Below are 14040 nucleotides of genomic sequence, written 5' to 3' on the forward strand. Positions count from 1 at the left end.
GTCGACGGAGCCTGCCATGCCTGCAAACGCCTCAACGCCCCGCGGTCTCGACCATCTCGTCATCGGCGTCCGCGATCTCGACGCCGCCTGGCACCTCTACGAGAAGCTCGGCTTCCGCGTCGGTGCCCGCAACCGTCACCCCTGGGGCACCGAGAACCGGATCGTGCAGTTTCCCGGCTCCTTCCTGGAGCTGGTGACGATCGCCGACGACACCGCGATCCCGCCGCATGGCGAGCGACGCTTCTCCTTCGGCGCCTTCGTGCGCGACGCGCTGGCGGGGCAGGGCGAGGGGCTTTCCATGCTGGTGCTGGAGAGCACCGACGCCAAGGCCGATGCCGCCGCCTTCAAGACGCAGGGCATCGGCGATTTCGAGCCCTTCTTCTTCGAACGCCGGGCGCGGCGCCCGGATGGCAGCGATGTCCGCGTTGCCTTCGAGCTGGCCTTCGCCGCCGATTCGCGCGCGCCGGAATGCGGCTTCTTCGTCTGCCAGCAATTCGAGCCGCAGAATTTCTGGAATCCGGAGTTCCAGCATCATCCCAACGGTGCGACGGCGCTCTCTGCCGTGGTGATGCTGGCCGAGGAGCCCGCCGTCCACCGCTCCTTCCTGACGGCCTTCAGCGGCGGCGCCGAGGTGCTGGAGGGCAACGAGGATTATGTGCTTGCGCTCCCGCGCGGGCGTATCGACGTGCTCGATCCCGAAGCGGCGCAGGGCGCCTATCATGTCGAGCCGGATACGACACCGGCCCGCTTCCTCGGATTCTGCGTGTCAGTACCCGATCTCGAAGCCGTGGCTGCGCGCCTGACCGAAAGTGAAGTGTCGTTCCAGCGTGGCGAGGAGCGGCTCTTCGTGCCGGCCGAAGAGGCGTTCGGCTGCATGGTGGCGTTCGAGCAGGGGTGAGGCGGCGGCAGCTCGCCCGGCACCACCTCTGTCATTCCGGGGCGCGCCGTGGGCGCGAACCCGGAACCCACGACTGGGCAGGACATCCAGGACCCGATTGCAGCCGGCTCACCCCGTCGTGGGTTCCGGGTTCTTCGCTGCGCGAAGCCCCGGAATGACAAGGTTGGCGCTTGGCCGGAACGGCCGGCCTCAGCCCTTCGCCTCGACAGGCGGCAGCGAGGCGAGCAAGCCGATCAGCGCCCGGTCATGCAGCACGACCATGCGCTCCTTCGGCTTCAGCCAGATCGCGGCGTCGTCGACCGTCTCGGCATCGACGAGCTTGGCCTGCGCCACGGCGCGGTCGGGCTCGATCTCGCCGCGCCGCCGCGACTGGCCATAGGGCAGCATCAACTCGTGGGCGTGGCGGAGTTCCGCGTCGCCATGCAGCGCCTTGATGCCGTCGGCCTCGTCGTAGCCTGCCTTCTCGAACTCGGCCTGCAGCTCGTTGGCGCGCGTCGCGATCGCGGGTGGGGCGCCTTCCTCCGGCGTCATCAGGAGCTTGTGGCGCTTGAGCCAGAGCCCGATGGCGAGCTGCCCCGAGGCCCAGGAGAGCGGGATCGCCAGCACGAGGCCGACGATCGTCGGCGACATCCAGGCGAAGAGCGAGGTCGCGATCATGAAGGCCGAAAGGCCGGTCACGATGCCGAGCACGGTATGGGTCCGATGCCGGCGGATGATGTCCTTCAGCGGGATCGAGCCGTCGTCGCGTCGCTGCGGGTTCCAGCCGGTGTCGCGGCCGAGCAGGATCTGGAAGACCGAGCCGGACTGGATCAGCATCATGATCGGCGCGAAGAAGGCCGAGAACAGGACCTCGATCAGCGCCGAGACGATCAGGCGGATCGAGCCGCCACCGGCCTGCCGGAGCTTGGTGTTGAACAGCGTCAGCAGGAGACCGAACAACTTCGGCGCCAAGAGGATCGCCATGGTGATCGCGAACAGGCGCAAGGCGCGTTCGGGGTCGAAGCGCGGCCAGACCGGGAAGAGCGTGAATTCCTGCGTGAAGTACTCCGGCCGCGCGTAGTTGACCTGCAGCACGATCAGGATGCCGACCACGAGCTGCATCAGCCAGAGCGGCGACGCGAGATAGCCCATGATTCCGGTGGCGAAATGCTGGCGCGTCGGCATGACGAAGCCCTTCGCGCCCATGATCCGCGAATGCTGGAGGTTGCCCTGGCACCAGCGCCGGTCACGCACGGAGATGTCGATCAGCGAGGGCGGGCTTTCCTCGTAGGAGCCCGTCAGGTCCGGCAGCATGTAGACCGACCAGCCGGCGCGGCGGATCAGCGCCGCCTCGACGAAGTCGTGGCTCAGCACATGGCCGCCGAAGGGCGGCTTGCCCTTCAGGTCCGGCAGGCCGCAATGATCGGCGAAGGCCTTGGTGCGGATGATCGCGTTATGGCCCCAGTAATTGCCGTCGCGACCGGACCACATGGCCAGACCGGTGGCGATGACCGGGCCGTAGACCCGCGCCGCGAATTGCTGGAGCCGGGCGAAGAAGGTGTTGCGGTTGATGATCAGCGGCAGCGACTGGATGATGCCGGCATCGGGATCGTTCTCCATCGCGGCGGCAAGGCGCACGATGCAGGTGCCGGTCATCAGGCTGTCGGCGTCGAGCACGACCATGTGCTCGTAGAGCCCGCCCCAGCGCGTCACGAAATCGGCGATATTGCCGGCCTTGCGATGATGGTTCTTCGGCCGGTGGCGGTAGTAGACACGGCTGTTCGGCCCGAGCCGCTCACGCAGCGCCAGGAAGGCGCGCTCCTCAGCCACCCAGACATCCGGGTTGGTGGTGTCGGAGACGATGAAATAGTCGAAATGATCGCCGAGCCCGGTTGCCTCGACCGATTCACGGATCGCCGCCACGGCCGCGAAGATGCGCGCCGAGGATTCGTTGTAGATCGGCATCACCACGACGGTGCGGTGCTTCAGCGTCTCCGCCCGATCCGCCCGGCCGGCGCCGAACAGGACGCCGAAGAAGCCCAGCAGCGCGCTGGTGAAGGCGAGCGCGATCCAGGAGAAGTTGATCGTGAACAGCACGAGCAAGGCGTACTGCAGCGAGGTCGTGCGGCTGACCGACACGACATTGTACATTTCCCAGGCGCCATAGGCGGTGAGCGCGAGCCCGCCGCCGAAGACGAAGAGGCGCTTCAGCCAGGGCGTCTTCCAGTTGGCCGGCGCTGCCGGCGCGCGGCGGTCCGAAGCCTTCCAGCTGCGGAACGACTGCACCGGCATGATCAGCGGCTCTTCCGGCGGCGTCGCCGGCTCGCGGGCCACGCTGTAGCTGCGCTGTTCCGTTTCCATGGCGTCGCGGCGGGCTGCCGTTACCAGGTCCATCGATTCAACCAAGTCTCAGAGACGGGCTGACCGCCCGATTGCAGGACGAGCCGGAGCTCGGACAGATTGTCGTTGCCGGGATCGACCTCGAAGCCGACCCGCATCAGCTTGCGCTCCGGATAAGGCCACAGGCGGACATTGTGGACCGCGCCGGGCTGGGCCGTGATCGTCGCCCGCGTCGAGGCGACGAGGGCGGCGTCGGCGAGCCGGTCGCCGGTGAACTCGACGATGAAGCGCCGACGGCGCCCCTGCGAACCCTTGCCCTGCCGCGAGCGGGTGGCGAGCGCCAATGGCGGACGCTCGGGCGGCTGCCAGCACCAGGCCTGGCGGTAGCTCAGAGAGGTCTCGCTGCCGGCCGCCAGCGGCTGCTTCGGCCGCCAATAGGTGATGATGTTCTTGTTGACCTCGGAATCGCTGGGTATCTCGATCAACTGAACCGAGCCCGCACTCCAATCCCCAAGCGGCTCGTTCCAGACGCTGGGCCTGAGCTCGAAGCGCTGGTCGTCATCCTGGAAGGCGGCGGGATCGCGCTCGCGCTGGACGAGGCCGAAACCCCTCGGGTTCTCATCGACGAAGGAGGAGACCTGCAGGGTGGCAGGATTGTTGACAGGCCGGTAGATCCATTCGCCACCGCCCGACTGCATCTGCACGCCGGACACCTCGCCGATCGAGGAGCGGATGTCGTCGAAGACGCGCCGGCTTTGCGGACCGGAGAGGAAGGTCGCGCTCGTGCAGCCGAAGCCGACATGCTCCAGCGCCTGGCGCGCGAACAGCGTCATCTCGACATCGACGAAGGTGACGTCTCCGGGGCGCAGCGTCATCCGCACGGCGCCGGCGACGCTCTCCGAATCGAGCAGGCCGTGGATGACCAGCGAACCCACGGCAGGGCTCGGCCGCTCGATCCAGAACGCCCGGAAGAAGGGCAGTTCCTCGCCGCGCGTCTCGCCGGGCCGCAGGATCAGGGCGCGCGCCATCGCGCCGAAATTCTGGCCGCGCGCCAGGGCGCGGAAGAAGGTGCCGCCCTGGAAGACGGCGACCTCGAAGGGGCGCTCCAGCCCGGCCGCGATTCGCATGCCCGAGAATTGCAGGTCGGCATTGGTCTGCGGTGGCGTGACCCGCCCGTAGTCGAACTTGCTGCGGTCGAAGCCGATGCGGCGCACCGTGCCGTCCTCGATCGTGAACAGGCTCACCGGATTGGAGAAGACGAAGCCGCGATGCAGCGGCTCGACCGTGAAGCCGCGATTCTCGCCGGCCCAGACCGTACCGCCCGGCTGCATCCGGATGCCCGCATACTGATCGGCGGGCAGGGTGGCGTAGCCTTCCGGAAGGTCGTTGATGGCCAGCGGAATCAGCGGACGCTGGGCCAGCGCCCGGGCGGCATCGACCACCAGCGCCGGGTCGAAACGCTGCCCGTCGACGAGGGAGGGGATGTTGAAGGAAGCCGCGCCCGTCGGGGTCTGTGCTGCGGCCGGGCCGGCCAGCGAGAGCAGCGCTGCGCCGCCAGCGGCGCCTTCCAGAAACTGCCTACGATTCAAGGGTTTCGACATGGGATCCAAACTACGCGGGCGACGCCCTCGCCCCTCGCGCTTCTAGAGCATTTCCAGTTCGCCTGAAAAGCCTTTCCGATCGGGAAGATGCACGCCTTTCGAATGGTGCGATCTATCGAAATCGAGCCGCGGTCAACCCGGCATGAGGGCCGTCCGCAAAAGGCGCCTTTCGCTGCGATTGAACTTTGGCAAAAGGTGCAAGGATCGGCTATCCACGGCGCCTGCAACGCAAGTATGCGTGAATTCGACTCTGATGCGCGGGCGGTGGTCCAACCATGCCTGCAGGGGAAACGAGAAACATGACCGAAATGCAGCCGGCCCGATCCTGCCTCGCGATCGTCCTGGCCGCGGGCGAGGGCACCCGCATGAAGTCGCGGGGGCCGAAGGTGCTCCATGCCGTGGCCGGTCGGTCACTGCTCGGCCATGCGCTGGCGGCGGTTTCGAAGGCCGGCGCGGATGCCGTCGCCGTCGTGATTTCCTCGGAACGCCCCGAAGTCGGTGAAGCGGCGCGCAAGCAGCTTCCGCATGTGCAGATCGCGATCCAGCACGAGCGCCTGGGCACCGCCCATGCCGCCCTCGCTGCGAAGGCCGCCATCGCGGCTGGCCATGACGACGTCATCATCGCCTTTGGCGACACGCCGCTCGTGCGTCCCGAGACCTTTGCGGCCCTTCGCCGCGGCTTGAGAGAGGGCGCTGCCGTCGTCGCGCTCGGCTTCGAAGCCAAGGACCCGACGGGCTATGGCCGCTTTGTCGAGAAGGACGGTCATCTCGAGGCGATCGTCGAACACAAGGATGCCACCCCGGAGCAGCGCGCCATCACGCTCTGCAATGCCGGGCTGATGGCGCTCTCCGGCGAGCACGCCCTCTCGATCCTGGAAGCGATCGGCAGCCACAACGCCCAAGGCGAATTCTATCTCACCGATGCGGTCGAGGTCGCGCGCAAGCGCGGGCTCGACGCCATCGCGCTGCGGGCGCCCGAAAGCGAGGTCCAGGGCGTCAACGACCGCGTCCAGCTCGCCGCCGTGGAAGCGGATTTCCAACGTCGCAAGCGCCTCGCCGTGATGCTCGGCGGCGCGACGCTGACCGCGCCGGAGACGGTCTTCTTCAGCTATGACACGCAGATCGGCCGCGATGTCGTGATCGAGCCGAATGTCGTGTTCGGGCCAGGCGTGCGTGTCGATGACGGCGCGGTGATCCACGCCTTCTCGCATCTCGAAGGCGCCACGGTGGGTGTCGATGCCAGCGTCGGCCCCTATGGCCGCCTGCGGCCGGGCGCGAAGCTCGCGGAGAAGGCCAAGGTCGGCAATTTCGTCGAGGTGAAGGCGGCCGATATCGGCCCGGGCGCCAAGGTCAGCCACCTGACCTATATCGGCGATGCCTCGATCGGCGCTGCTGCGAATATCGGCGCCGGCACGATCACCTGCAATTATGACGGCTTCAACAAGTCCAGGACGACGATCGGCGCCAATGCTTTCGTCGGCTCGAACTCCTCGCTGGTGGCCCCGGTGACGATCGGCGAGGGCGCCATTATCGGCTCCGGCTCGGTCATCACCAGCGACGTCGCACCCGACGCGCTCGCCCTTGGCCGCAGCCGCCAGGTCGAGAAGGAAGGCTGGGCAACCACCTTCCGCATCGCCGCTGCGGCCAGGAAAGCAGCCAAGAAAGCGGCCGAATAGTCTAAAATCGGGGCGGATCGGGCCATCCACCGTTCACAGTTCGTCATGTAGATTGATTGGGCAGGCGCGCCGATCGCGGCTATGCGCTTTGCCGACAGCAATGGCTTGAGGGGTTCGTCCATGTGCGGCATCGTCGGGATTCTGGGCAAGGAAGCAGTGGCGACGCAGGTCGTCGAGGCCCTGCGGCGGCTTGAATATCGCGGCTACGACTCTGCCGGCGTCGCGACGCTGGAAGCCGGCCAGCTCACCCGCCGCCGCGCCGAGGGCAAGCTCAAGAATCTTGAACTCCGCCTGTCGAACGAGCCGCTCGAAGGCCTGGTCGGCATCGGCCACACCCGCTGGGCGACCCATGGCAAGCCGAACGAGACCAATGCCCATCCGCATGCGACGCCGAAGCTCGCGGTCGTCCATAACGGCATCATCGAGAATTTCCGCGAGTTGCGTGCCGAGCTTCAGGCCGACGGCTACGTCTTCGAGACGGAGACAGACAGCGAGATCGTCGCCCATCTCGTCACCCGCGAGCTCGATCGCGGCAAGTCTCCGGCAGATGCGGTCGCCGCGAGCCTCCCGCTCCTGCACGGCGCTTTCGCACTCGCCTTCCTGTTCCAGGGCGAGGAAGACCTGCTGATCGGTGCCCGCAAGGGCTCGCCGCTGGCGGTCGGCATCGGCGACGGCGAGATGTATCTCGGCTCGGACGCACTGGCGCTCGCGCCCTTCACCAATCTCATCGCCTATCTCGATGAGGGCGACTGGGTCGTGCTCCACCGTCGCGGCGCGACCTTCTACGACAAGACCAACAAGCAGGTGAAGCGCCGCTCCCAGCGCGTCGCCGCCGGCGCCTTCCTGGTCGAGAAGGGCAATCATCGCCACTTCATGGCCAAGGAGATCTACGAGCAGCCCGAGGTCGTCGGCCACACGCTGACGCAGTATCTCGACATGGCCAATGGCAAGGTACGTCTGCCCTTCGGCGACCAGATCGACTGGAAGGGCCTGTCGCGCCTGACGATCAGCGCCTGCGGCACCTCCTATTATGCCGGCCTTATCGCGAAATACTGGTTCGAGAAGCTGGCGCGCCTGCCGGTCGAGATCGATGTCGCCTCAGAGTTCCGCTATCGCGAGGCGCCGCTGCCGGACCAGGGCCTGGCGCTCTTCGTCTCGCAGTCCGGCGAAACCGCCGACACTCTGGCCGGGCTGCGCTATGCCCGCCAGAACGGGCAGGTCATCCTTTCGGTCGTCAACGTGCCGACCTCGACGATCGCGCGCGAGAGCGATGCCGTCGCGCCGACCCTTGCCGGCCCGGAGATCGGCGTCGCCTCGACCAAGGCCTTCGTCTGCCAGCTCGCGGTTTTCGCCTCGCTCGCGCTTGCCGCAGCCCGCGCCCGCGGCACGCTCTCAGCCGAGGACGAGGCCCGTCATGTACAGAATCTGATCGCGCTGCCGGGGTTGATGGCCCGCGCGCTGCAGCTCGAGCCGCAGATCGAGCAGCTCGCGCAGAAGCTCTCGCGCGCCAAGGACGTGCTCTATCTCGGCCGTGGCACCAGCTTCCCGCTGGCGCTGGAAGGCGCGTTGAAGCTCAAGGAAATCAGCTACATCCACGCCGAAGGTTATCCGGCGGGCGAGCTGAAGCACGGCCCGATCGCGCTGATCGACCAGGACATGCCGGTCATCGTCGTCGCGCCTCATGACGCGCTGTTCGAGAAGACCGCCTCCAACATGCAGGAGGTCGCGGCGCGCGGCGGCCGGATCATCCTCGTCACCGACGCGAAGGGCGCCGCCGAATGCGGCATCGAGCCGGAGGCGACGATCATCATGCCGGATATGGACCCGACCTTCGCGCCGGTCGTCTACGCCCTGCCGATCCAGATGATCGCCTATCAGACGGCGGTTTTCATGGGCAAGGACGTCGACCAGCCACGCAACCTGGCGAAATCCGTCACGGTGGAGTGAGGCGAGGCCTCAACAACACTCCTTAGTCCGAAAACACGCGGGTCATCCCGGACAAGCAGCGAAGCCGCGCTGATCCGGGATCCATGCCTGAGCCTCCATCGGAAGCGTTCCGGCATGGATCCCGGGTCTTCGCTTCGCTACGCCCGGGATGACGCGGTGGTGGTCTTGAGAGCGACTTGCTTGGCTCAGGCCTCGGGCCGGCTCGCCACGTAGAGGCCCGCACCAACCAGACACAGCGCCGCCGTCGCGACAGCGATCGGTGGCGCACTCGTTTGCGTCAGCAGGATAAGGCTCAGCGCCATCGAGCCGCAGGCGAGATATTTCGCGCGCCGGGCGATGGCGCCGGTCTGGCGCCAGCGCAGGACATGCGGCCCGAGTTTCGGATGGCCGATCAGCCAGACCTCGAATCGCGGCGAGGATTGCGAGAAGCACCAGGCCGCGGCGATCAGGAAGATCGTGCCGGGCATCAGCGGCAGGATGAGCCCGATGACCCCGAGCGCCGTGCACACCCAGCCCACAGTAAACAGCAGCGGCCGCGACCATCGGCGTCGCGGCTGATCGGGCTCGGTCACGGCCTCATCCTTGCTTGTCCTAAATGCGGGGCTGGCCGATAACGCTCCCTCGCTTATCGTGTCATATCACGGCGCAATGTCGCGTCCGCAAGCGGGAGCGAGGTCGCACCGGTGGGGTGAGGAAACGAATGACAGCCGGCCCGCCCGACCCGCGCCTGATCCTGACGACGGAAATCCTGCGCCCGACCTGGGGTGCGCGGCTGCGCCGTTATTTCCTGACCGGGCTCGTCATTGCCGCGCCGCTTGCCATCACGGCCTCGGTGACATGGTGGTTCATCAATTTCATCGACGGGCTGGTGAAGCCCCTCATCCCGAATTCCTACCTGCCCGATGCCTATCTGCCCTATCCGATTCCGGGATTCGGGCTCGTGATCGCGCTGGTCGGGCTGACATTGCTCGGCTTCCTCACCGCCAATCTCGTCGGGCGCTCGCTCCTGAATGCCGGCGAAGCGATCCTCGACCGCATGCCGGTGGTGCGCAGCCTCTACAAGGGCGTGAAGCAGGTCTTCGAGACGATCTTCTCGCAGTCGGGCACCTCGTTCCGCAAGGTCGGCATGGTGCAGTTCCCGCAGCCCGGCATGTGGTCGATCGTCTTCATCGCGCAGGACGCGGCGCCCGAGATCGCCGGGCGCCTGCCGGATGGAGACGAGCAGATCGGCGTCTTCCTGCCCTGCACGCCGAACCCGACCACCGGCTTCTTCTTCTACCTGCCGCGGCGCGAGGTCGTCGAACTCTCGATCTCCGTCGAGGATGGCGCCAAGCTCATCATGTCGGCCGGGCTGATCCGGCCCGGCGAACAGAACGGCAAGCCGAAGCTCGAAACGAAGCCGCCGGTCAACGCTTGAGCGGCACCCAGATCTCGACGGTGCCGTTGCCGGTCGTGCCGTCGAAGCGCTCATCCATGCGCTCCAGCGTGACGCCCATCGCGGGCTCGCGTCCGGATTTCGGGAACCAGTCCTGCCAGATCGCCTTGTAGGTCTGGGCGATGCCGGTGATGTGGCCCTTATGCTCGAACACCGCGCAGAGCTGCTCCGGCACGCTCAGCCGCGCGAACTCGTCGGTAAGATCCCCGAAGGACGAGACCTCAGCCCCTGCGATGTAGTCGAAGACGCCGTTCTCGTCGCAATTATAGTTCGCGCCATAGGCGACATGGCCGCGCTGGCCGGGGATATGGCCGAAATACTGAGCGATCTTCTGCCAGAGCAGCGGGATACCTTGCGTCTTGTCCATCGAGAAATGGCCGCTGAACCCGGCGATCAGCAGGGGCTTGCCGGTGACGATGCGTGGCTCGGTGATGGGGGCAGGGGTGATGTCATGCATGTTCAGTGACTCCACGAGGGCGAGCGATGAGAGGTCGCGCCTTGCGCGCAGCTCTTCCGGCGTGAGGCCGAACTGCTCGCGAAAGGCGCGGGTGAAGGCTTCGTGGGAGCCATAGCCCCAGTCGAGCGCGACCGAGAGGATGTCGGGCGCACCATCGGCGAGCTGGCGCGCCGCCTCCGACAGCCGGCGCTCGCGCACATAGCGCATCACCGAACGACCGGTCGCCGCGCCGAAGGCGCGGCTGAGATGGAAGCGCGAGACGCCGCTGACCTCGGCGATCTCGTCGAGCGTGAGTTCAGCGGTGAAACGGCTCTCGATGCACCAGATGGCTGCCTTGACCGGGTCCATGTTCTCTCCACGAAGCGTCGGCACCATGGCGCAGGCAAGACCGCCGCGCTTGATCAGGATTGCTGCAAATCCAGCATCACGGTTCACAGATTTTTTCTACCGACGACATAGGCTTTCGGGATGACGAGGCAATCTTACGAAGCTTGGCTCAACGCCTCGAACATCACCGCCTTGCTGCTCGTCGGGCTGGTCGTGGTCGAGGTTGCTGCGGTGCTGACAGCCGGACTTTGGCAGTCAGCCACCCAAATGCCATGGAGCGCTGGAAGCTGTGCGCATCTGATCGGCATGTGGCCGGACAGGGGTGCGCTTGCGGACTTGCTGTCGAGAGCCGACGATGCGTCACAGGCTGCCCTTTGCACGGTGGGGCTTTTCCCAAGAATTTCCTGCGTTTTGGCTCTGCCTATCGGCCTGATCTGGATGACGACGTACTGGGTAATTAGGGTGAGTCAGACAGGTTCTGCTTTCGTGCTGGGCGACGATTTCATTCGATTGTTCTTCATCGCCGTTTGTGTCGGCAAATTTGCAACCGGGCCATATTCAGCTTTGATTTCCGGGGACATCAGCTTGGGTGTGCTGATCGCAGTTTATCTTCTTGCTTCCCTAGTGCAGGTGTTCGTTGTTTTCTTGTTCCAGAGGAGGTTGAACGAGTTGGTGTTCATCTCCCTGCGAGATTGAAGTACTTTAGCCTGCCCGCAGCAGCCGGATCGCGACGTCACGCTCGAACAGATAGAGCAGCACGCGGATCGCCTGGCCGCGCGGCGTCTCCAGATGCGGATCGCGCTCGATCAGTAATCGTGCATCGTCGCGCGCCGCCGCCAGCAGGTCGCCATCGATCTCCGGCCGGGCGATGCGCCAGTCCGGCGAGCCCGATTGCTTGGTGCCGAGCACCTCGCCCTCGCCACGCAGCCGCAGGTCTTCCTCGGCGATGCGGAAACCGTCCTCGGTCTCCCGCATGATGGTGAGCCGCGCCTCGGCGACCGGGCCGAGCGGCCCCTTGTAGAGCAGCAGGCAGGTCGAGGCGGCTTGCCCACGCCCGATGCGCCCACGCAGCTGATGAAGCTGGGCGAGGCCGAAGCGCTCGGCATGCTCGATCACCATGACGCTGGCATTGGGCACGTCGACACCGACCTCGATCACCGTGGTCGAGACGAGGATGCGGGTCTCGCCGGCGACGAAGGCGGCCATGGCGGCGTCCTTGTCACGGCCGGGCATCTGGCCGTGCAGCAAGCCGACCTTGTCGCCGAAGATTTCGCGTAGTGCCTCGTAGCGCTCCTGCGCGGCGGCGACGTCGAGCGTGTCGGATTCCTGCACGAGCGGGCAGACCCAATAGGCCTGCGCACCGCTCTCGACCGCACGGCCGATGGCCCCGACGACCTCGTCATAACGCTCGGAGGAGACGGCGCGGGTGACGATCGGCTTCCGGCCCGCCGGCTTCTCGGAGAGGATCGAGATATCCATGTCGCCGAACCAGGTCAGCGAGAGCGTCCGGGGGATCGGCGTCGCGGTCATCACCAGCACGTCCACCGCCTCGCCCTTGGAGCCGAGCAGCAGGCGCTGATGCACGCCGAAGCGGTGCTGCTCGTCGACCACGGCGAGCGCCAGATCGCGGAAGGCGACACCTTCCTGGAACAGCGCGTGGGTGCCGACGGCGATATCGATCGAGCCATCCGCCAGTCCGGCGAGCACCTGCTTGCGTCCGGCGCCCTTCTCGCGCCCGGTCAGCAGGGCGAGCTTGAGCCCGGCCTTCTCGGCCAGCGGCGCCAGGCGCTCGGCATGCTGGCGGGCGAGGATTTCGGTCGGCGCCATCAGGACGGATTGCCGTCCCGCCTCGGCGGCCGCCGCCATCGCCATCAGCGCGACCACGGTCTTGCCGGAGCCGACATCGCCCTGGAGCAGGCGCAGCATCTTCTCCGGCTTGGCCATGTCGGAATGGATGTCGGCGATCGCCTTGCGCTGGCCCTCGGTCAGCTCGAAGGGCAGGGCGGACTGGATGCGGAAGCGCACGCCACCATCGCCCGTGGTGGCGCGGCCGGCGATCTTCTTCTGCTGGCGGCGCACGAGGGCGAGCGCGATCTGGCTCGCAAGCAATTCGTCATAGCCGATCCGGCGTCGCGCGACCGTATCGCCCTCGGCCGCCTTGCGATCGACCGGGTGGTGCAGGGCTTCGATCGCCTGATGGAACGACGGAAAGTCGCTCCTGGCGAGGAAGGCGGGGTCCTGCCATTCCGGCATTTCCGGGCAACGCTCGGCCGCCGCCTGCACGGTCCGCATCATCATGCGCTGGCCGATGCCCTCGGTCAGCGGATAGACCGGTTCGAAGGCGGGCAGGGTCGCCGCGAGCTTGGGGTCGAGGATGCGCTCGGGATGCACCATCTGGCGCATGCCCTCCCAGAGCTCGAGCTTGCCCGAGATCAGGCGATAGGCGCCGATCGGCAGGGTCTGCGCGAGATGCCGGGAATCGGCATGGAAAAAGACGAGCGTGACGTCGCCGGTCTCGTCCTCGACGATGATGCGATAGGGCGCCTTCTTGCCGGCGGGCGCCGGACGATGCTCGCTGACGCGGGCGGTGAAGGTCGCGACATCGCCGATCGGCGTATCCGCGATCGAGGGGCTCGGCCTACGGTCGACCGCGCCGGTCGGGAGCTGGAATAGCAGGTCGACGACGCGCGCCGGCCTCGTCTCGTCGCCAAGAAACTTGTCCAGCACCTTGCCGAGCTTGGGCCCGACGCCGGCAAGCGTCGTGACGGGGGCGAAGAGCGGATCGAGGATCGAGGGGCGCAAAAACGTCTCGCGAAACTGTCAGGAGCGCGAAGATCGCGGCCGCTTCGCCGCTGACTTCGCCGGGTTGCGTCGCTATATAGCCTGCTCAGGCAGGCTCCGCGACGGGGCCGACCCTATGATCATTGCGCCATCCCCCAAGGTTTTTGCCCGAGGTTCTCATGTCCGGCTCGACCCGCTCCAGCGCCGATCTCGACCCGCGCCGCCGCAAGATCCTGTTCCGTGCCTGGCATCGCGGCATGCGCGAGATGGACCTGATCATGGGTCGCTTCGCCGACGAGGCCATCGCCGGCTTCAGCGATGCCGAGCTCGACGAGTTCGAGCGGCTGATCGAGGTGCTGGACCGGGACCTGCTGAGCTGGGTGACCGGGGAGGCGCCCGTGCCCGCGAATTACGACACGGACCTGTTCCGCAAGCTCAAGGCCTTCCACCATCACGACAAGCCGATTCATGTGTGAGGGCTCGGCCGGCCTCCACCGTTGTCATTCCGGGGCGCGCCGCAGGCGTGAACCCGGAACCCACGACTGGGTGCGACTGCGGTGTTCGGTTGCAAGCAGCTCACCCAGTCGTGGGTTCCGGGT

At 66.6% G+C, this 14040-nt stretch carries 11 protein-coding genes; 6 read left to right on the forward strand and 5 right to left on the reverse strand.

Annotated elements, in window-relative coordinates:
* The first annotated feature begins 16 nt into the window (after positions 1 to 16).
* Positions 17 to 898, forward strand: a complete 882-nt coding sequence (locus ACODTJ_RS23225; protein ID WP_454656986.1) for a VOC family protein — start codon at positions 17 to 19, stop codon at positions 896 to 898.
* A gap of 189 nt (positions 899 to 1087) precedes the next feature.
* Here ACODTJ_RS23225 and mdoH read toward each other — a convergent pair whose 3' ends face one another.
* Positions 1088 to 3238, reverse strand: coding sequence for a glucans biosynthesis glucosyltransferase MdoH (mdoH, locus tag ACODTJ_RS23230; protein ID WP_454658997.1), 2151 nt, complete (start codon positions 3236 to 3238; stop codon positions 1088 to 1090).
* Between the two features lie 20 nt (positions 3239 to 3258).
* On the reverse strand, positions 3259 to 4818 hold the full coding sequence (locus ACODTJ_RS23235) for an OpgD/OpgG family glucan biosynthesis protein (RefSeq protein ID WP_454656985.1): 1560 nt from the start codon (positions 4816 to 4818) through the stop codon (positions 3259 to 3261).
* A 308-nt stretch (positions 4819 to 5126) separates the two neighbouring features.
* Here ACODTJ_RS23235 and glmU point away from each other — a divergent pair, with 308 nt between their 5' ends.
* Both glmU and glmS read left to right on the forward strand, forming a co-directional pair.
* Complete coding sequence (gene glmU / locus ACODTJ_RS23240; protein WP_454658996.1) at positions 5127 to 6494, forward strand: bifunctional UDP-N-acetylglucosamine diphosphorylase/glucosamine-1-phosphate N-acetyltransferase GlmU; 1368 nt, start codon at positions 5127 to 5129, stop codon at positions 6492 to 6494.
* A 120-nt stretch (positions 6495 to 6614) separates the two neighbouring features.
* The gene (gene glmS, locus ACODTJ_RS23245) at positions 6615 to 8441 is read left to right on the forward strand and encodes a glutamine--fructose-6-phosphate transaminase (isomerizing) (RefSeq protein WP_454656984.1); all 1827 of its coding nucleotides are present in this window, start codon (positions 6615 to 6617) and stop codon (positions 8439 to 8441) included.
* A 185-nt stretch (positions 8442 to 8626) separates the two neighbouring features.
* Here glmS and ACODTJ_RS23250 read toward each other — a convergent pair whose 3' ends face one another.
* Positions 8627 to 9013, reverse strand: a complete 387-nt coding sequence (locus tag ACODTJ_RS23250) for a YbaN family protein (RefSeq protein WP_454656983.1) — start codon at positions 9011 to 9013, stop codon at positions 8627 to 8629.
* Positions 9014 to 9141: 128 nt separating this feature from the next.
* Between ACODTJ_RS23250 and ACODTJ_RS23255 the strand changes: the two genes are divergently transcribed.
* Positions 9142 to 9858, forward strand: a complete 717-nt coding sequence (locus ACODTJ_RS23255; protein WP_454656982.1) for a DUF502 domain-containing protein — start codon at positions 9142 to 9144, stop codon at positions 9856 to 9858.
* On the opposite strand, the gene ACODTJ_RS23260 is transcribed toward ACODTJ_RS23255, so the two are convergent.
* Positions 9848 to 10768 (reverse strand): AraC family transcriptional regulator, encoded by a 921-nt coding sequence (locus tag ACODTJ_RS23260; protein WP_488850214.1) that lies wholly within the window; start codon positions 10766 to 10768, stop codon positions 9848 to 9850. The genes ACODTJ_RS23255 and ACODTJ_RS23260 overlap by 11 nt on opposite strands.
* 33 nt (positions 10769 to 10801) lie before the next feature.
* Here ACODTJ_RS23260 and ACODTJ_RS23265 point away from each other — a divergent pair, with 33 nt between their 5' ends.
* Positions 10802 to 11356 carry a hypothetical protein gene (locus tag ACODTJ_RS23265; RefSeq protein ID WP_454656980.1) on the forward strand — a complete coding sequence of 185 codons (555 nt, stop codon included), beginning with the start codon at positions 10802 to 10804 and terminating at the stop codon, positions 11354 to 11356.
* 6 nt (positions 11357 to 11362) lie between these two features.
* On the opposite strand, the gene recG is transcribed toward ACODTJ_RS23265, so the two are convergent.
* Entirely contained in the window at positions 11363 to 13462 is a 2100-nt protein-coding gene (recG, locus tag ACODTJ_RS23270) for an ATP-dependent DNA helicase RecG (RefSeq protein ID WP_454656979.1), read from the reverse strand.
* Between the two features lie 158 nt (positions 13463 to 13620).
* Between recG and ACODTJ_RS23275 the strand changes: the two genes are divergently transcribed.
* Positions 13621 to 13917, forward strand: a complete 297-nt coding sequence (locus ACODTJ_RS23275; protein ID WP_454656978.1) for an FAD assembly factor SdhE — start codon at positions 13621 to 13623, stop codon at positions 13915 to 13917.
* The last annotated feature ends 123 nt before the right edge of the window (positions 13918 to 14040 follow it).

The sequence above is a fragment of the Allobosea sp. FG18 genome (assembly GCF_057809495.1).